The 18197-nt window shown below is 62.4% G+C and carries 13 protein-coding genes and 1 pseudogene; 8 read left to right on the plus strand and 6 right to left on the minus strand.

What is annotated here, in order from left to right; all coding sequences use genetic code 11:
* Positions 1–23: 23 nt before the first annotated feature.
* The 4 genes and pseudogenes from THL1_RS30590 to THL1_RS08895 form a co-directional block, all read right to left on the minus strand.
* Positions 24–257 (minus strand): hypothetical protein, encoded by a 234-nt coding sequence (locus tag THL1_RS30590; RefSeq protein WP_237234783.1) that lies wholly within the window; start codon positions 255–257, stop codon positions 24–26.
* A 201-nt stretch (positions 258–458) separates the two neighbouring features.
* A pseudogene (locus THL1_RS31295) lies at positions 459–521 on the minus strand (Fic family protein); the annotation flags it as partial.
* A gap of 309 nt (positions 522–830) precedes the next feature.
* Positions 831–2078, minus strand: a complete 1248-nt coding sequence (locus THL1_RS08890) for a ribonucleotide-diphosphate reductase subunit beta (protein WP_028628950.1) — start codon at positions 2076–2078, stop codon at positions 831–833.
* A 270-nt stretch (positions 2079–2348) separates the two neighbouring features.
* Positions 2349–5246, minus strand: a complete 2898-nt coding sequence (locus tag THL1_RS08895) for a ribonucleoside-diphosphate reductase subunit alpha (protein ID WP_069082925.1) — start codon at positions 5244–5246, stop codon at positions 2349–2351.
* A gap of 712 nt (positions 5247–5958) precedes the next feature.
* On the opposite strand from THL1_RS08895, the gene THL1_RS08900 reads away from it, so the two are divergent.
* Complete coding sequence (locus tag THL1_RS08900) at positions 5959–6684, plus strand: response regulator (RefSeq protein ID WP_069082926.1); 726 nt, start codon at positions 5959–5961, stop codon at positions 6682–6684.
* Positions 6685–6728: 44 nt separating this feature from the next.
* On the plus strand, positions 6729–8345 hold the full coding sequence (locus THL1_RS08905) for an ATP-binding protein (RefSeq protein ID WP_069082927.1): 1617 nt from the start codon (positions 6729–6731) through the stop codon (positions 8343–8345).
* 267 nt (positions 8346–8612) lie between these two features.
* Here THL1_RS08905 and THL1_RS08910 read toward each other — a convergent pair whose 3' ends face one another.
* Positions 8613–9329 carry a 4'-phosphopantetheinyl transferase family protein gene (locus THL1_RS08910; protein WP_069082928.1) on the minus strand — a complete coding sequence of 239 codons (717 nt, stop codon included), beginning with the start codon at positions 9327–9329 and terminating at the stop codon, positions 8613–8615.
* A gap of 415 nt (positions 9330–9744) precedes the next feature.
* Here THL1_RS08910 and THL1_RS08915 point away from each other — a divergent pair, with 415 nt between their 5' ends.
* The 4 genes from THL1_RS08915 (at position 9745) to THL1_RS08930 (ending at position 13709) form a co-directional block, all read left to right on the plus strand.
* Positions 9745–10350, plus strand: a complete 606-nt coding sequence (locus THL1_RS08915; protein ID WP_069082929.1) for an outer membrane beta-barrel protein — start codon at positions 9745–9747, stop codon at positions 10348–10350.
* Between the two features lie 61 nt (positions 10351–10411).
* Entirely contained in the window at positions 10412–11089 is a 678-nt protein-coding gene (locus THL1_RS08920) for a response regulator (RefSeq protein ID WP_069082930.1), read from the plus strand.
* Complete coding sequence (locus THL1_RS08925) at positions 11086–12465, plus strand: ATP-binding protein (protein ID WP_069082931.1); 1380 nt, start codon at positions 11086–11088, stop codon at positions 12463–12465. The genes THL1_RS08920 and THL1_RS08925 overlap by 4 nt, the downstream gene beginning before the upstream one ends.
* 98 nt (positions 12466–12563) lie before the next feature.
* Positions 12564–13709: an IS110 family transposase gene (locus tag THL1_RS08930; RefSeq protein ID WP_069082932.1), complete on the plus strand. Its 1146-nt coding sequence runs from the start codon at positions 12564–12566 to the stop codon at positions 13707–13709.
* Between the two features lie 399 nt (positions 13710–14108).
* Here THL1_RS08930 and THL1_RS08935 read toward each other — a convergent pair whose 3' ends face one another.
* Positions 14109–15107, minus strand: coding sequence for an AraC family transcriptional regulator (locus THL1_RS08935; protein WP_069082933.1), 999 nt, complete (start codon positions 15105–15107; stop codon positions 14109–14111).
* A 321-nt stretch (positions 15108–15428) separates the two neighbouring features.
* Here THL1_RS08935 and THL1_RS08940 point away from each other — a divergent pair, with 321 nt between their 5' ends.
* Together THL1_RS08940 and THL1_RS08945 are read left to right on the plus strand one after the other, a co-directional pair.
* Entirely contained in the window at positions 15429–16724 is a 1296-nt protein-coding gene (locus tag THL1_RS08940; protein ID WP_069082934.1) for a dicarboxylate/amino acid:cation symporter, read from the plus strand.
* Positions 16725–16978: 254 nt separating this feature from the next.
* Entirely contained in the window at positions 16979–18118 is a 1140-nt protein-coding gene (locus THL1_RS08945) for an acyl-CoA dehydrogenase family protein (protein WP_069082935.1), read from the plus strand.
* Positions 18119–18197 lie beyond the last annotated feature (79 nt).

Consider the following 18197-nt stretch of genomic DNA (forward strand, 5'->3'; position numbering starts at 1 on the left):
GGAAGACGGGATTTATGGAGCGCTTACCGTTCCTCGGCCTGTGCACCATCTTGAAACTCTTGAGCAGAGACCCCTGCATTCACGCCATTTAGTCGAAGTTCAGTAAGGTATTGTCGAATAACTGGGCCAGGTAAGCTTTTGGCTGAGGCTCGGAAGCGAATGCTTTTTTCACTTTTCTTTACAATATAAAAATTTCCAGCTTTCTTGGGTTGAGCCCCCATTGCTTTAACGCTTTTAATGAAGCTTGATGGAGTCATGTTGCTAATTTTTACTGCGACAGGGATGCTTCGTGCTCGTATCCACTTGTCAACTTCCTTGACCGCGGAATCCACATCAAGCCCGTGATTTGGTTCTGGGAATTCGTCTGCAGTTACGGCAACAACGAAGTCGTAAATTTGGTCGTCCGTAACGTCATTAATAAGCCTTCTATCATTTCTATGAAGGGTTGTTAGTAAACTTGCTAAGGCTGTTCGCCTGTTTCCATTATGGAATGGATGATTCTTGGTAAGCGAATGAAATAATGCTGCAACTTTCTATTCTAGGGTAGAGTACTTAAAGTGGTCGCCTATTCCGGTGTGAGGTCTGTTGACCGCAGAATCCAGCATGGCTTCCGACTTTACTCCAATCGGTGAAAGAGGATCATCTTGGCCCTCAAATATTCTGGCGAGCTCAAAATGAATATCAACTACATTGTCTTTAGATGGCATCCATAACATAGGCTTCTCCTGCTTATAAAAAACCCCGCACTAGGCGGGGTTTGTCTTTCTTCGCTACCCCGAACTTCCATTTCAGGTAAAGCGCTTATGTTTTCCTAATGTCTTGACCCGGATTCAATCCCAGCTCAGCGCGCCGCCAGTTTGATATTCGATGACTCGCGTCTCAAAGAAATTCTTTTCTTTTTTCAGGTCCATGATTTCGGACATCCACGGGAACGGGTTGGTGGCGCCCGGGTATTCCTCTTTCAGGCCGATCTGGGTCAGGCGGCGGTTGGCGATGAATTTGAGGTAGTCCTCCATCATCGCGGCGTTCATGCCCAGTACGCCGCGCGGCATGGTGTCGCGAGCGTATTCGATCTCCAGCTGGGTGCCCTGCAGGATCATCTGGGTCGCTTCGTCCTTCATCTGGGCATCCCACAGGTGCGGGTTCTCGATCTTGATCTGGTTGATCACGTCGATGCCGAAGTTCAGGTGCATGGATTCGTCGCGCAGGATGTACTGGAACTGCTCGGCAGTGCCGGTCATCTTGTTGCGGCGGCCCATGGAGAGGATCTGGGTGAAGCCGCAGTAGAAGAAGATGCCTTCCAGTACGCAGTAGTAGGCGATCAGGTTGCGCAGGAACTGGCGGTCGGTCTCCGGGGTGCCGGTCTTGAACTCGGGGTCGGAGATCGAGCGGGTGTACTTGAGGCCCCAGGACGCTTTCTTCGCGACGCTCGGAATCTCGTGGTACATGTTGAAGATTTCGCCTTCATCCATGCCCAGCGACTCGATGCAGTACTGGTAGGCGTGGGTGTGGATCGCCTCTTCGAAGGCCTGGCGCAGGATGTACTGGCGGCACTCGGGGTTGGTGATCAGGCGGTACACGGCCAGCACCAGGTTGTTGGCAACCAGGGAGTCGGCGGTGGAGAAGAAGCCGAGGTTGCGCATCACGATGCGGCGCTCGTCTTCGGACAGACCGTCCTTGCTCTTCCACAGGGCAATGTCGGCGTTCATGTTCACTTCCTGCGGCATCCAGTGGTTGGCGCAACCATCCAGATACTTCTGCCAGGCCCAGTCGTACTTGAAGGGTACGAGTTGGTTGAGGTCGGCGCGGGCGTTGATCATCTGCTTGTCGCCAACCTGCACGCGCGCGGCGGAGCCTTCGAGGTCGTCCAGGCCTTCCTGGATGTCGAGGGCGTCGAGGGCCTTCTTGGCGCGGGCGACGGCGTCGGAGTCGTCGGCCGATACGGCACGGGCGTCTTCAACGGAGCCGGCGGCTTCGTCGTCGAGCTTGTCGATGTTCTTGGCGGCGGCCTGGGCAACGGCGGGGGCTGCCTTGGCTTCGGTGGGGTCTTCTTTGTCGAATTCGTCCCAGCTGAGCATTGTTCCTCTCCTGGTCTGCGGGCCGGTCTGTGCCGGCCTGGGTGTTTGGGTGCGTGGGTAGGTGCACGCAAAAGCTTCAGAGCTACTTCTGGTTCACTGACCCGGCCTGTTGGCGGGAGGTGTGGAAGAAGCTGTTGTATCTGTGCAAGTTCGAGGGTGGTGTGCCCTTTCCCTGAAGGGAGAGGGGACTATCAAGTGCTGCCTGTGAGCCTGTGCCTGACATTTCCCTCTCCCCCGGCCCCTCTCCCGGAGGGAGAGGGAAGCGGCCTGTTATTGGCAGGCTTCGCAGTCGGGGTTATCGATGGAGCAGGCCTTCGGCACCGGGGCCGGCTGGGGCTGAGCCTGCGGAGCCGGGGCGGCTTGCAGGGTTTCGCTGCCACCTGCGGATACGGCGTTCAGCTTGCCGGTGTTGATGGTCGACTTCTCGGTGCTGGTGGCGGCCAGGGCGCGGAGGTAGTAGGTGGTTTTCAGGCCACGGTACCAAGCCATGCGGTAGGTCACGTCCAGTTTCTTGCCCGAGGCGCCGGCGATGTAGAGGTTCAGGGACTGGGCCTGATCGATCCACTTCTGGCGGCGGCTGGCGGCGTCGACGATCCACTTGGTATCGACTTCGAACGCGGTGGCGTACAGGTCTTTCAGGTCTTGCGGGATGCGCTCGATCTGCTGCACGGAGCCGTCGTAGTACTTCAGGTCGTTGACCATGACCGGGTCCCACAGGCCACGGGCTTTGAGGTCGTGTACCAGGTAGGGGTTGATCACGGTGAACTCGCCGGAGAGGTTCGATTTCACGTAGAGGTTCTGGTAGGTCGGCTCGATGGACTGCGATACGCCGGTGATGTTGGCGATGGTCGCGGTCGGCGCGATGGCCATGATGTTCGAGTTACGAATACCTTTCTTGACGCGCTCGCGAACCGGGGCCCAGTCCAGGGACTCGGTCAGGTCGACGTCGATGTATTTCTGGCCACGGGCCTCGATGAGGATCTGCTGGGAGTCCAGCGGCAGGATGCCTTTGGACCACAGGGAGCCGTCGAAGGTCTCGTAGGCGCCGCGCTCGTCAGCCAGGTCACAGGAGGCCTGGATGGCGAAGTAGCTCACCGCTTCCATGGACTTGTCGGCGAACTCGATGGCCGCATCGGAGCCGTAGGCGATGTGCTGCAGGTACAGGGCGTCCTGGAAGCCCATGATGCCGAGGCCGACCGGACGGTGCTTGAGGTTCGAGTTGCGAGCCTGCGGGACCGAGTAGTAGTTGATGTCGATAACGTTATCGAGCATGCGCACTGCGGTCTTGACGGTCTTCTCGAGCTTGGCGGTGTCCAGCTTGCCATCGATGATGTGGTTGACCAGGTTGATCGAGCCCAGGTTGCAGACCGCGATCTCGTCCTTGTTGGTGTTCAGGGTGATCTCGGTGCACAGGTTGGAGCTGTGGACCACGCCCACGTGCTGCTGCGGGCTGCGCAGGTTGCACGGGTCCTTGAAGGTCAGCCAAGGGTGGCCGGTCTCGAAGAGCATCGAGAGCATCTTGCGCCACAGGTCTTTGGCCTGGATGGTCTTGAACAGCTTGATCTTGCCGTACTGGGTCAGGGCTTCGTAGTACTCGTAGCGCTCTTCGAAGGCCTTGCCGGTCAGGTCGTGCAGGTCCGGTACTTCGGACGGCGAGAACAGGGTCCACTGGCCATCGTCGAACACGCGCTTCATGAACAGGTCGGGAATCCAGTTCGCGGTGTTCATGTCGTGGGTACGGCGGCGGTCGTCACCGGTGTTCTTGCGCAGCTCGATGAACTCTTCGATGTCCATGTGCCAGGTTTCGAGGTACGCGCAGACGGCGCCCTTGCGCTTGCCACCCTGGTTCACGGCTACGGCGGTGTCGTTCACGACTTTCAGGAACGGAACTACGCCCTGGGACTTGCCGTTGGTGCCCTTGATGTAGGAACCCAGTGCACGGACCGGGGTCCAGTCGTTGCCCAGGCCACCAGCGAATTTCGACAGCATGGCGTTGTCGTGGATGGCGCTGTAGATGCCCGACAGGTCGTCCGGCACGGTGGTCAGGTAGCAGGACGACAGCTGCGGACGCAGGGTGCCGGCGTTGAACAGGGTCGGGGTCGACGACATGTAGTCGAAGGAGGACAGCAGGTTGTAGAACTCGATGGCGCGTTCTTCTTTCTGCTTCTCTTCGATGGCCAGGCCCATGGCCACACGCATGAAGAAGACTTGCGGCAGTTCGAAGCGGATGCCGTCCTTGTGGATGAAGTAACGGTCGTACAGGGTCTGCAGGCCGAGATAGGTGAACTGCTGGTCACGCTCGTGGTTGATGGCCTTGCCCAGTTTTTCCAGGTCGAAGGTCTTCAGCTGCGGGTCGAGCAGCTCGAATTCCACGCCTTTCTCCACGTAGGCCGGCAGGGCCTTGGCGTAGAGGTCGGCCATCTCGTGGTGAGTGGCGCTCTCGGCAACACCAAGGAAGCCCAGCGCTTCGGCGCGCAGGGTGTCCATCAGCAGGCGGGCGGTGACGTAGGAGTAGTTCGGCTCGCGCTCTACCAGGGTACGGGCGGTCATCACCAGGGCGGTGTTGACGTCCTTCTCGGCCACGCCGTCGTAGAGGTTCTTCAGGGTTTCACGTTCGATCAGCGAGCCGTCGACTTCGGCCAGGGCTTCGCAGGCTTCGCTGATGATGGTGTTCAGGCGGCCCATGTCCAGCGGCACGAGGCTACCGTCGGCACGGGTGATGCGGATGCTCGGGTGCGGCTGGGCCACATCGCTGGCGGCGCTGCGCTTGGAGCGCTCCTGGGCGCGGGATTCGCGGTAGATTACGTAGTCGCGGGCGACTTTCTGCTCGCCGGCGCGCATCAGGGCCAGTTCGACCTGGTCCTGGATCTCTTCGATGTGGATGGTGCCGCCGGAGGGCATGCGGCGCTTGAAGGTCGCGGTGACCTGCTCGGTCAGGCGCGCGACGGTCTCATGGATACGCGAAGAAGCTGCGGCAGTACCGCCTTCCACGGCGAGGAACGCTTTGGTGATAGCAACGGTGATCTTGTCGTCGGTGTACGCAACGACGGTGCCGTTGCGTTTGATCACGCGCAGCTGGCCGGGCGCGGTGGCTGCCAGATCCTGGTTGGAATCGGCGGCCTGCAGCGCTGCAGCCTGCGGGTTCTCGCGAGTGGTGTCGGTCTGCATGGGGTTCTCCATGTTCTGATTTATGTAAGAGCGCCTGAGTCGCCTTCATTCCTTTTCACAACGCCGTACGCACGGCGAGACGCCGGGCGCGAAGGTGTGGTGCTACGAGGCAGAAAGGACAGGACTCAAGTGCCTTCCTGGCCCTACAAGTCAAACGTCACGGTGTTAAACCGCCGTGACAACACAATACCTAGTGGTGGGCGTTGTTCACGCCGCACCGGCTTCCGGCCCCCAGTCACGGTCGTTGTGTCCTGGGCCGGCACCATTCGCCAGGGGCGGATGGTGGGTGAAATACCGCATATGACGCACCGGTGGTCAGGCCCTGAAAAAGCCTTTAGCGCTTGGTTCTAGTTGTGTCCGGTGGTACGCCCTCACCCCAATATGTAGGGGCTGGGCTCGATGGGGGTACAAGATAATGCGCTGCTGGGGGTATTGCAAGGTGACCCACAACATCTAGCCTGTGGATAACTTGTGGGTGATTTGTGGGTGACTGCGGAGTAATGAACGCCAAGGCCCACTGGCTCTAGGTTCTGCCGTTCGTCGCCGCCGAAAGGCAGGTTTACGAGGGGGAAGGATGCTGTCGACGGCGTCGCAAGCTAACACAATATCTTGTGTTTTCGTGGTGGCTTGGCATGCGCTGTGCTATTGAGCCGGCATTGATACAATGCGAACCCTTTTCCGATGGTCCGGACGCTGTCTGCGGGAGTGCGTGGTGGAGCAAGAAGCCTGGCGAATTCTCATTGTCGAAGATGATCAGCGACTCGCTGATCTGACGCGCGAATACCTGGAAGGCAATGGCTTGCAGGTAGCCATCGAGTCCGATGGCGGCCAGGCGGTGGCGCGCATCCTCAAGGAACGCCCGGACCTGGTGGTGCTGGACCTGATGCTGCCCGGCGAAGATGGCTTGTCCATCTGCCGCAAGCTGCGCGGCCAGTACGAGGGGCCGATCCTGATGCTGACCGCGCGCACCGACGACATGGACCAGGTGCTGGGCCTGGAGCTGGGTGCCGATGACTATGTATGCAAGCCGGTGCGCCCGCGTGTGCTGTTGGCGCGCATTCGTGCCCTGTTGCGGCGCAGCGAGGCGATCGTCGAGGCACCCGCACCGGAAGCGCAGCGGCGCCTGGAGTTCGGTCCGCTGGTGATCGACAGCGCCATGCGCGAAGCCTGGCTCAACGAGCGCAGCATCGAGCTGACCAGCGCCGAGTTCGATCTGCTGTGGCTGTTGGCATTCAACGCCGGGCGCATCCTGTCCCGCGAGGAAATCTTCAACTCCCTGCGTGGCATCGAGTACGACGGCCAGGACCGTTCCATCGACGTGCGCATTTCGCGCATTCGCCCGAAGATCGGCGATGACCCCATGCACCCGCGTCTGATCAAGACGGTGCGCAGCAAGGGCTACCTGTTTGTAAGAGAGGCCGCCGAAGGCCTGGCCTGAGCCGCTTTTTCTCGCTGCTACGGTCACCATTTGAGCAATTGGGCATGAACTCGATTTTCCTGCGCATCTATGGCGGCATGCTGGTGACCCTGGTGCTGGTGGCATTGCTGGGTGTCTTCACCATTCACCAGGTCAACCAGGTGCGCGCTGACCAGTATCGCGAGAGCCTTGCACGCGGCACCTTCCGCCTGATGGCGGATAACCTGCAACCCATGAACGAGGTTGAGCGCCGCCGCGCCATCGTGCTCTGGGGCCGGTTGCTGGGCATTCCCCTGGAGCTGCAGCCGATGGAGGGCTCGGGGCTCGACACTAGCGCACGTGGCCGCCTGGTGCGCGGGCAGGTGCTGGTGGAGCAGACTGGGCCGCATGCGGCGCGGGTGTTCAGCCTGGTCAGCGTGGGCGAGCGGCTGATGCTGACCGGCGAGGTGGAGCAGATCAGCGAGCAGCTGGCGCGGGCCACCGTCTATTTATTGATGGATGAGCTGGTGCGCTTCCCGGTGAACGAACAGCCGCAGCGCCTGGCATCCCTCAAGGAGAACAAGCAGTTCGGTTTCGACTTGCGCTTGATCCCCCTGAAGAGCGCCGACCTCGACGTCGACCAGCGCCGCCGGGTGGATGAGGGCGATACCGTGATGGCCCTCGGCAAGGACGGCGACTCCATCCGTGTGTTCGCCGGCATGGTGGACACGCCCTGGGTGCTGGAGATGGGGCCGTTGCACCAGATGAACCCCTATCCGCCGCAGATGCTGGTGCTGATTGGTTTCCTCGGCCTGACCCTGATCGGGTTGACCGTGTACTTCCTGGTGCGCCAGCTGGAGCACCGCCTGATGGGGCTGGAGAGTGCTGCCACCGCCATCGCCCAGGGCAAGTTGGATGCGCGGGTACCGGCCAGGGGGGCGGACTCGGTGGGGCGGCTGGCGGCGGCCTTCAATGGCATGGCCGAGCAGTTGCAGCGGCTCATCTCCCTGCAGCGGGAGCTGATCCGCGCGGTGTCCCACGAGCTGCGCACCCCGGTGGCACGCTTGCGCTTCGGCCTGGAGATGATTGCCGACGCGGAGAGCGACACGGCCCGGCGCAAGTACATGGACGGCATGGACGGCGATATCCAGGAGCTGGATAAGCTGGTGGACGAGATGCTGACCTATGCGCGCCTGGAGCAGGGCTCGCCGGCGCTGCATTTCCAGCGCGTGGACCTGGATGCGCTGTTCGACCAGGTGATTGCCGAACTGTCCCCCCTGCGCGCCACTGTGCGTATCGAGCGCGGCCTGTGCCTGAACGTCGGCAGCGACGGTGCCTGGGTGGAAGCCGAGCCGCGCTACTTGCATCGGGCGTTGCAGAATCTGGTGAGCAACGCCATGCGCCATGCCGAGTCGCGGGTGCAGTTGAACTACCAGATCGGTCACAAGCGCTGCCGCATCGATGTCGAGGACGATGGCCCCGGCATACCGGAAAGCCAGTGGGAGAAAATCTTCAAGCCCTTCATGCGCCTGGACGACAGCCGCACCCGCGCCTCCGGCGGCCACGGCCTGGGGCTGTCCATCGTCCGGCGGATCATCTACTGGCACGCCGGCCGCGCGCAGATTGGCCGTAGCGATGCGCTGGGTGGCGCGCGATTCAGCCTGGTGTGGCCGCGGCGGCAGAGCGAGGCGGAAACGCTGTAGGTTTTGCTTCGCTTTTCTGTGGGAGATTCCATGTCAATCAGCCGCGCAGCGGCCCGTAGGTTGGTCCGAGCCTGCGAGGCCCAACGTGGCCAGTCACAGGCGCCGCAGCGTTGGGTTTCGCTGCGCTCTACACCAACCTACGAGAGGTTCGTGAGCGAATTTATTCGCGATGCAGGCCGAAGGGCTGACATAGGACAGCTGTGCTGTCCCTTTCGCGATTGAAATCGCTCCCACAAGGTCGGGGAGCAGGAGTGATTTCCACCCGCCTCAGGTTGGCACTGCCACCAGGCTCAATAGGCGCCCCTCGAAGTAGCAGTAACGCCCTTCCAGCTCACGCCCTGCCGTCCATTCCGCCGACAGGTCGATCAGCAGGCGCAAGTGCGCTTGTGCGCCGTTGCAGTCCGCCAGCTCCGCGTCGTGGAAGTAGAAGCGCTTCTGCGCCAGGGGGTAGAGCGCCTTGAACAGGCTTTCCTTGAGGGAGAAGGTCAGGGTGATGCGTTCGGCCTGCTGTTCGGGCGCCAGGCCGTCCAGTCGATTCAGTTCGGCCGGGGTGAGAATCTCTTCCGCCAGGCGCAGGGCGCGGTCGGTAGCCAGGGGTTCTTCCAGGTCCAGCCCCAGGCCGCGCCACTGTGTGCGGCTGGCGACCAGCGCGGTGGCCAGTCCATGATTGTGGCTGATGGAGCCGGTGATGCCTTCGGGCCAGACCGGCGCGCGGTCTTCGCCCAGGGCCGGCACGTCGGGGCGGCCGGTAAGGGCGAGGAGCGCGGTGCGGGCGCAGAGGCGGCCGGCGAGGAACTCCGTCTGCCGCTTGGCCACCGAGCGCTGGATATTGGCCGGCGCGGGAATGGCGCAGCGGGGGAAGTCATCGGCGGCGAACAGGGCCGAATCGAAGCGGCAGGAGCGCATGACAACACCGGGCAGTGGTTCAGCGAAGGGCCAGGTGGTGTTGAGCGGGCTGCAGCAGGCGGGGTGGTTCGAAGTCATGGCGGCATTCTGCCCGGCGTCGATGGAATCGGCCAGCCGCTCGCCCGTTTACATATGTTTGCAAATGGCAAACAAAGCGAAACGGAAGCCTGGCCCTGGTTTTTGCCAGACTAGCCCTGCGTTTCTTCTGGAACGCAGGTGAGGTTGTAGTCTGGAACCCTGGCCATGCCGGTTCCGGACATTTTCTCTGAATTGAGTGCGGGAGCCTGGATGGGCTCCCGTTTTTTTTTTTTGCCTGTCTTGCAGGGGCAGCTGGCGGGTGGGCTGAAGCCTACCCTGGAAAAAGTGTCTTAAGACAGCGTAGGAGGTTTCGTTCAGCTCAGGTTCAAGAAAGGTTCAGGAACGGTTCAGTGGTCGATGGGCAATCTAGCCCCGAGTTCAACGACTACTCGATCACTCGAAAAGGAATCACACCATGAGCCGTATCTTCAGCCGTATTGCCCTTGCTTCCGCCCTGGCCCTCGCCGCTGCTGGCGCCCAGGCCGCAGACAACTTCGTCGGCCTGACCTGGGGGCAGACGAACAACAACATCCAGAAGTCCGATTCGCTGAACGCGAACCTGAACAATCCCAAGCTGGACAAGGTCATCCACAAGACCGACACCTGGGGCGTGCGTGCCGGCCAGCAGACTGACAGCGGCCGCTACTACATGACCTACGAGAACTTCTCCGACACCAACAGCGGCTACAAGCTGCGCCAGCAGAACCTGCTCGGCAGCTACGATGTGTTCGTGCCGGTCGGCGACTACAACACCAAGCTGTTCGGTGGCGCCACCCTCGGCCTGGTCAAGCTGGAACAGGAAAGCAAGGGCCTGAGCCGCGACAGCAACATCAACTACGCGGCTGGCCTGCAGGCCGGTATTCTCCAGGACCTGAGCAAGAACGCCTCGATCGAAGCCGGCTACCGTTACCTGCGTACTAACGTCAGCACTGATATGGGTGAACACGGCGGCCCGCGCCTGGGCTCCCTGGATTTGCACAGCAGTGGCCAGGCGTACATCGGTGCCAACTACAAGTTCTGATGCGCTCCATGCAACAGGCCGGGCGATTGCCCGGCCGCCTCATTGAAAGGGAGAGCTGCCCATGAAGCTGCTGGTTGTGGAAGACGAGGCGCTGCTGCGCCATCACCTCTACACCCGTCTGGGTGAGCAAGGGCACGTGGTGGATGCTGTTCCCGACGCCGAGGAAGCACTCTATCGCGCCGCGGAATACCACCATGACCTGGCTGTGATCGACCTCGGCCTGCCCGGCATCAGCGGGCTGGACCTGATTCGCCAGCTGCGCAGCCAGGGCAAGAGCTTCCCCATCCTCATTCTCACCGCCCGTGGCAACTGGCAGGACAAGGTCGAAGGCCTGGCCGCCGGCGCTGACGACTACGTGGTCAAGCCGTTCCAGTTCGAGGAGCTGGAAGCACGGCTCAATGCGCTGCTGCGGCGTTCGTCCGGCTTCGTCCAGTCGACCATCGAAGCTGGCCCGCTGGTGCTGGACATCAATCGCAAGCAGGCACAACTGGACGGCGAGACGGTGCCGCTCACCGCCTACGAATACCGCATCCTCGAGTACCTCATGCGGCATCACCAGCAGGTGGTGGCCAAGGAGCGCCTGATGGAGCAGCTGTACCCCGATGACGACGAGCGCGATCCTAACGTGATCGAGGTGCTGGTCGGCCGCCTGCGTCGCAAGCTGGAGGGTGGCAGTGGCTTCAAGCCGATCGACACCGTGCGCGGTCAGGGCTACCTGTTCACCGAGCGCTGCCGATGACCGGGCGCTGGCAGGGTATCTACCATCCGCTGGGTTCGTCGCTGCGCCTGCGCTTGATGCTGGGCGCCGCGGCGATGGCGGTGCTGTTCATGCTGGCGCTGCTTCCGGCGTTGCGCGGCGCTTTCGTGATCGCGCTCGACCAATCCATCCAGCAACGCCTGGCGGCCGATGCCAGTGCGCTGATCGCGGCGGCCAGGGTGGTGGATGGCCGCCTGGAAATGCCCGAGAAGCTGCCGGACGAGGAATTCGACAACCTGGAAGCCAGCCAGTTGGGCTACATCTACGACAGCGAGGGTGTGCTGATCTGGCAATCCCGTTCTTCGCAGGACGAGCAGGTGAACTATCGCCCGCGCTACGACGGCCAGGGGCACGAGTTTCTTCGGGCGGTGGACGACAGGGGGCGCGAGTTCTTCGTCTATGACGTGGAAGTCGACCTGCTGCGCGGGCAGAAGGCCGCCTACAGCGTTGTCACCATGCAGCCGTTGAGCGATTACCAGTCCATGTACGACGGATTCCTCAAGCAGCTTTACCTCTGGCTGGGCGGCGCGTTGCTGGTGCTGCTGGGGTTGCTCTGGTTCGGCCTTACCTGGGGCTTTCGCAGTCTGCGAGGCCTCAGTGCCGAGCTGGATGAGGTGGAGACCGGCAGCCGCGATAGCCTGAGCGACGAACATCCGCGTGAGCTACTGCGCCTGACCAAATCCCTCAACCGCCTGCTGGACAGCGAACGCCGCCAGCGCGAGCGCTATCGGAACTCCCTGGATGATCTGGCGCACAGCCTGAAAACCCCGCTTTCGGTGCTACAGGGCGTCAGCGAGAACATTGCTACCCGGCCCGGCGACCGCGAGCAGGCGCGAGTGCTGCAGAGCCAGATCGAGCGCATGAGCCAGCAGATCAGCTATCAGCTGCAGCGCGCCTCCCTGCGCAAGAGCGGCCTGGTGCGCCACCGCATGCTGCTTGCCCCGCTGCTGGACACCCTCTGCGATGCCCTGGACAAGGTCTATCGCGAGAAACGCGTGCGCGTGGAGCGGGACTTCGACAAGGGCCTGACGATCCCGATGGAGCAGGGCGCCTTGCTGGAAATGCTCGGTAACCTGCTGGAGAACGCCTTCCGCCTCTGCCTCGGCCAGATTCGTGTCAGCGGCCGTGTACGGGATGGCTATTGCGAACTCAAGGTGGAGGATGACGGCCCCGGTGTCCCGGTGGACCAGCGCGAGCGCATCCTCAAGCGCGGCGAGCGGATGGACGCCCAGCATCCGGGGCAGGGCATCGGCACGGCGGTGGTCAAGGACATCATCGAAAGCTACGAGGGTGAGTTGTTCCTGGAAGAGTCGCCGCTGGGTGGGGCGGAGTTCCGGATTCGGTTTCCGTTGATTTGATCGAATCTGCCGCTTTTCTGTAGATCCTATGCAAAGGCCGCCCGCACGCCGATTCTTAATCCGGGGGATAGAAGGTTTGGCCCAGAGGAGGAATCGACATGCGAACGGCCTACGTTGAACAGCATAGTGCGAACGAACCGGTCTTGGCAGTGGCGCTGGAGTTGGCCAGGGCCAGTTGGAAAGTGGCGCTGAGTGATGCCCGGCGCGCCCCCCGGCTGAAGACAGTCGACGCACCGCAACCCCTGGCGCGCCTGGAGCAGGTGGTGCAAACGATCGCGGAGACGCGCGCGCTCTGGGCGTTGCCAGCGTCCGCCAGAGTGGTCGTGGTGTATGAAGCGGGCCAGGATGGCTTCTGGCTACAGCGCGCCTTGCAGGCGCGTGCGCTGGAGGTCCTGGCGATCGATCCAGCGAGCCTGCTGATGGCGCGGCGGAGGCGTCTGGCCAAGACTGACCGGCTGGACGCCTTGCGCCTGGTGGAGGCCCTGCTGGCCTGGCTGCGTGGCGAGCAGCGGCGTTTTCAGGTGGTGTGCCCGCCCAGCGTCGAGGACGAGGATCGCCGGCACTGGGGGCGCGAGCGCCAGCAGTTGCAGCGCGAGCTGCAGCAGCACCGCAACCGGATCGAGAAGCTGCTGGCGACGGTGGGCTGCTGGACCCGGCTGGATCGTGCCGGCCGCCAACAACTGGCCGAGGGCACGCTGCAGGACTGGGCTGGCCAGGCGCTGGGGGCGGCGCTGCAGGCCCGCCTGCAGCGGGAGCTGCAACGCTGGCAGGAGGCCCGGACCCAGCTGCGGCGGCTGGAGCACGAACACGCGCAGCGCTTCGGCACCCGCCAGGCCGAACAAGTGGCGCGACTGAGCCAGTTGCGCGGCATCGGCACCGTCGGCGCCCGGCAACTGGTACTCGAGCTGTTCTGGCGGCAGTTTCGCAACCGCCGTCAGTTGGGGGCCTGCGTTGGCCTGGTGCCCTCGCCCTACGACAGCGGCACGCTGCGGGTCGACCAGGGCATCAGCAAGCAGGGTAATCCCCGGGTCCGCGCGCTGCTGGTCGAACAGGCCTGGCTATGGCTGCACTACCAGCCGAACAGCGCCCTCAGCCACTGGTTCGCCAAGAAGGCCGGCGGTGATTGCCGTCGCAGTCGACGGGTAGCGATCGTGGCCCTGGCGCGACGCCTGGTGATCGCCTTGTGGCGCTACCTGGAGCGCGGTGAGCTGCCGGCGGGTGCAACACTGAAAGCCGTGCCCTGACACCACCACTCAGCCAGCGAGCCGCGACGAAAGAGTTACGCAGTCAACACGCCCGTAATTCGCCCGGGTCATCAGCGCGATGACCGATCTTGTAGAAAGGGTGTGGTGCAAAGGGGTATGCCTGAGCGCAACGCGCAAGCAGGATCGTGTTGGTCCTCGTGACCAGCGGATAGAAGGTGGTGAGACGCTAGGTCTCACGAGCAGCATGCCCCGCTGCCTTGATGCGTGCCCCAAGTCATGAATCGGAGGAACAGGCCTTGACACCGAGATCTTCATAGAAGGGGCGAATTCATTCGCCATGCAGACCGCAGGTCTGCCATTCACCCCCAAAGGGGCAGCTGCGCCGCCCTTGGCGAATGAATTCGCCCCTACACCGCCATTTCCTGTCAGTTGCTCAATTCACGCCTCCTGCGCCCTATACGCTCCCGGCGTCAGTCCCGTCCATTTCTTGAAGGCCCTGTGGAATGCCGACGGCTCGGAGAAACCGAGCTGTTCGGCGATGTCCTGGATCGACAGTTCGTCCCGGCCCAGGTGGTAGATGGCCAGGTCGCGGCGCAGGTGGTCCTTCAGCTCCTGGAAGCTGGAGCCTTCTTCACGCAGGTGGCGGCGCAGGGTCTGTGGGCTGATGTGCAGTTGCTGGGCGACGGCTTCCAGGTCCGGCCAGGTGCAGCAGTCGCGACCCAGCAGGCGGCGGATCTGGCTGGTCAGGCTGTCGCCGCCGTCCGGGCGGGCCAGCAGGTCGGCTGGAGAGTGTTCGAGGAAATGCTTGAGGGTGCGCTCGTCCTGCAATAGCGGCATGGCCAGGTAGCGGGCCTGGAAGCGCAGGCTGATGCGTGGCGCGCCGAACTGGCGCCGGGTTGGGAAGAGCAGTTCGTATTCACTGGCGTGGGCCGGTTCCGGGTAGCTGAAGGTGGCTTCTTCCAGGCGGATGCGTTGGCCGATCAGCCAACTGCCCAGGCGGTGCCAGATCACCAGCAGGCTCTCCACCAGGAAGTGATCCGGGTCCTGGAGCCTGGCGTCGTCCACGGTCAGGACGGCAAAGTCACCGTCCCGCGCGAGCGTGATGCGCGGCGCATCGGGGAACAGCCCGTAGAAGAGGGTGCCCCGGCCCAGGGCCTTTTCCAGGGTGCGGCAGTGGATGATGGCGTGGCACATCATGGCGAAGGTGCCGCGTTTGCTGCGCTGCACACCGAAGCCCATGTACTCGTCGTCCAGTACTTCCCAGAGCACTTGCATCAGCCGCGCGAACTGTTCGGGGGCGACTCGCGCGCGGGGTTCTTCCAGCAAGGCCGGCTGGATGCCGGCGGCGCGCAGCACGGGGGTGCAATCCACGCCATGGCGCATGGCGCCGCGCAGTGCGGCACGGACGAAATGGCTGGCGATGGTGCGCTCGCGCATGGGGCTGATCCGTGGTCGGGGTGGCCGATGGTAGGTCGCAGCTGGAGGGGGCCACAAGGGTGGAAGTGGCGGAAATCCCCCTGGGGTCCTGGCGGAAATCCGCCAGATACAGGCTGAATCTCGGTTTTTTGTTTTTATAACACATTGAAAAATAAGTATTTTATTTGTTTTCAGGAGTTGGCACAGCGACTGCTATAGGGACAGTGCCGTCCATTCGACTGGACCGCACAACAACAAAAGTCTCCCAGACAGGGAGATGTGTCGATCACAGTGACGCCAGGCCTTTGGAACAGGTCGGGATCACTTGAAAGGAACACTGCCATGTCCCGCCAACCGTTCTACAAGAGCTTGTACGTCCAGGTCATTGTCGCTATCGCCATCGGCATCCTCCTGGGCCATTTCTATCCGGAAACCGGCGTCGCGCTTAAACCCCTGGGTGACGGCTTCGTCAAGCTGATCAAGATGGCCATCGCGCCCATCATTTTCTGCACCGTAGTCAGCGGAATCGCCGGCATGCAGGACATGAAGGCAGTGGGCAAGACCGGCGGCTATGCGCTGCTGTATTTCGAAATCGTCTCCACCCTGGCCCTGGTCATCGGCCTGGTCGTGGTCAACATCGTCCAGCCGGGCGTTGGCATGCACGTAGATCCGGCTACCCTCGACACCAAGGGCATCGCCGCCTTCGCCTCTGCCGGCGAGCAGCAGAGCACCATCGCCTTCCTGCTCAACGTGATCCCCAGCACCATCGTCGGCGCCTTCGCGTCGGGCGACATCCTGCAAGTGCTGTTCTTCTCCGTGATCTTCGCCTTCGCCCTGCAGCGCATGGGTGACTACGGCAAGCCGGTCCTGGAGTTCATCGACCGCATCGCTCAGGTGATGTTCGGCATCATCAACATGATCATGAAGGTTGCGCCCATCGGTGCCTTCGGTGCCATGGCCTTCACCATCGGCCAGTACGGTGTGGGTTCGCTGGTGCAGCTCGGCCAGCTGATGCTGTGCTTCTACATCACCTGCGTGTTCTTCATCCTGGTGGTGCTGGGTGGCATCGCCCGTGCCCACGGCTTCAGCATCCTGCGCTTCATCCGCTACATCCGCGAAGAACTGCTGATCGTGCTCGGCACCTCCTCCTCCGAGTCGGCCCTGCCGCGCATGCTGAACAAGATGGAGAAGCTGGGCGCCAACAAGTCCGTGGTCGGTCTGGTCATTCCCACCGGTTACTCTTTCAACCTGGACGGTACTTCCATCTACCTGACCATGGCGGCCGTGTTCATCGCCCAGGCCACTGACACCACCATGGACATCACCCACCAACTGACCCTGTTGGCCGTGCTGTTGATCGCCTCCAAGGGCGCGGCGGGCGTCACCGGTTCCGGCTTCATCGTACTGGCCGCTACCCTGTCCGCAGTCGGCACCCTCCCGATTGCCGGCCTGGCGCTGATCCTCGGTATCGACCGCTTCATGTCCGAAGCCCGCGCCCTGACCAACCTGATCGGCAACGGCGTTGCCACCATCGTGGTTGCCAAGTGGTGCAAGCAGCTGGACGAGAACACCCTGCAGAGCGAGCTGGCTTCCGGCGGCAAGCCCCAAGTCTCGGGCGCTCCGCAGACCGCTGCCTGATCGACAACTGCTACAGCGTTCTCCTCCTTGTGAGGAGACTTTCTCAAGCCCGGCTCCCCGTAGCCGGGCTTTTTTTGCCTGCATTGTTCCTTGTGGGAGCGAATTCATTCGCGAAACCTAGCCGGATTCGCGCACTGGCCGAGCTGCCCTCGCCTGACCGATTGAGTCAATTCGCACTGAGCGCTTGCGTCATTGAGGGGGCAGGCGGCTGGCGCCTAACCTGCGGCACGACTTGGGCCCAGGGAGGCAACGCCATGCAGCGCATTCATTTCGAAACCGAGCACAACCTGTTCCGCGAGGCCTTCCGTGCCTTTCTGCAGAAAGAAGTAGTACCGCACCAGGAAGAGTGGGAGGCCGCCGGTGTGGTCGACCGCAGTGTGTGGGAGAAGGCGGGGGAGATGGGCTTCCTGCTGCCCTGGGCGGACGAGGAATACGGCGGTGCCGGGCTGAAGGACTTCCGCTACGAGCAGATCATGTGCGAGGAGCTGGCCTACATCAACGAGCCGGGCTTCATGATCCCGCTGCACTCGGCGCTCTGCGGTCCGTACATCGCCGAGTATGGCAATGCCGAGCAAAAGGCGCGCTTGCTGCCCGGCATCATCCGTGGCGAAACCATCCTCGCCGTGGCTATGACCGAGCCTGCCGCCGGCTCCGACCTGGCCGGCATGCGCACCACCGCGGTGGACAAGGGCGATCACTACCTGCTCAACGGCTCCAAGGTGTTCATCTCCAACGGCCTGCTGGCGGACGTGGTGATTGTTGCCGCCAAGACCGATCCGTCGAACAAGCACGCCATGGGCCTGTTCCTGGTGGAGCGGGGCATGGAAGGTTTCGGTCGTGGCCGCAACCTGAAGAAGCTGGGCATGAAAAGCCAGGACACCGCCGAGCTGTTCTTCAACAACGTCAAGGTGCCCAAGGAGAACCTGCTGGGCGATGCCCGTGGAGGCTTCTTCTACCTGATGAACATGCTCGCCCAGGAGCGCTTGACCAACGCCTGCGGCGCGGTGGCTGGCGCCGAGGCCGCGCTGCTCACCACCCTCTCCTACGTGAAGGAGCGCAAGGCCTTCGACCGCCCGGTGGCGCACTTCCAGAACACCCGATTCAAGCTGGCGGAAATGCGCACCCAGATCGACGTCGCCCAGGTGTTCACCGACCGCTGCGTGATGGACCACAACCAGAAGAAGCTCACGCCTGAGGTAGCGGCCGAGGCCAAGCTGTTCACCACCGAACTGCTGTGCAAGGTGGTGGACGAAGGCGTGCAGTTGCATGGCGGTTGGGGCTACATGTGGGAGTACCCCATCTGCAAAATGTATGCGAATGCGCGCATCCAGCGGATCTTCGCCGGCACTTCGGAAATCATGAAAGAGATCATCAGCCGCGGGATGAAGCTCTGAGCCAATGCACGCAGGCCCGCCATGCTCGCCGGGCTGGTCAGCGTGCTGCTCTATCTCCTGCAGTCGGCGGAGAGCATCG

Origin of the sequence: Pseudomonas sp. TCU-HL1, assembly GCF_001708505.1 — a bacterium.
In the GTDB taxonomy this organism is placed as follows: Bacteria; Pseudomonadota; Gammaproteobacteria; order Pseudomonadales; family Pseudomonadaceae; genus Metapseudomonas.

Bases quoted from the DNA above. Each gene is read 5' to 3' on its own strand.
- THL1_RS08915 (WP_069082929.1), top strand. From the start codon at position 9,745: ATGAGCCGTATCTTCAGCCGTATTGCCCTTGCTTCCGCCCTGGCCCTC.
- THL1_RS08945 (WP_069082935.1), top strand. From the start codon at position 16,979: ATGCAGCGCATTCATTTCGAAACCGAGCACAACCTGTTCCGCGAGGCC.
- THL1_RS30590 (WP_237234783.1), bottom strand. From the start codon at position 257: ATGACTCCATCAAGCTTCATTAAAAGCGTTAAAGCAATGGGGGCTCAA.
- THL1_RS08895 (WP_069082925.1), bottom strand. From the start codon at position 5,246: ATGCAGACCGACACCACTCGCGAGAACCCGCAGGCTGCAGCGCTGCAG.
- THL1_RS08920 (WP_069082930.1), top strand. From the start codon at position 10,412: ATGAAGCTGCTGGTTGTGGAAGACGAGGCGCTGCTGCGCCATCACCTC.
- THL1_RS08940 (WP_069082934.1), top strand. From the start codon at position 15,429: ATGTCCCGCCAACCGTTCTACAAGAGCTTGTACGTCCAGGTCATTGTC.
- THL1_RS08935 (WP_069082933.1), bottom strand. From the start codon at position 15,107: ATGCGCGAGCGCACCATCGCCAGCCATTTCGTCCGTGCCGCACTGCGC.
- THL1_RS08905 (WP_069082927.1), top strand. From the start codon at position 6,729: ATGAACTCGATTTTCCTGCGCATCTATGGCGGCATGCTGGTGACCCTG.
- THL1_RS08925 (WP_069082931.1), top strand. From the start codon at position 11,086: ATGACCGGGCGCTGGCAGGGTATCTACCATCCGCTGGGTTCGTCGCTG.
- THL1_RS08890 (WP_028628950.1), bottom strand. From the start codon at position 2,078: ATGCTCAGCTGGGACGAATTCGACAAAGAAGACCCCACCGAAGCCAAG.
- THL1_RS08910 (WP_069082928.1), bottom strand. From the start codon at position 9,329: ATGACTTCGAACCACCCCGCCTGCTGCAGCCCGCTCAACACCACCTGG.
- THL1_RS08930 (WP_069082932.1), top strand. From the start codon at position 12,564: ATGCGAACGGCCTACGTTGAACAGCATAGTGCGAACGAACCGGTCTTG.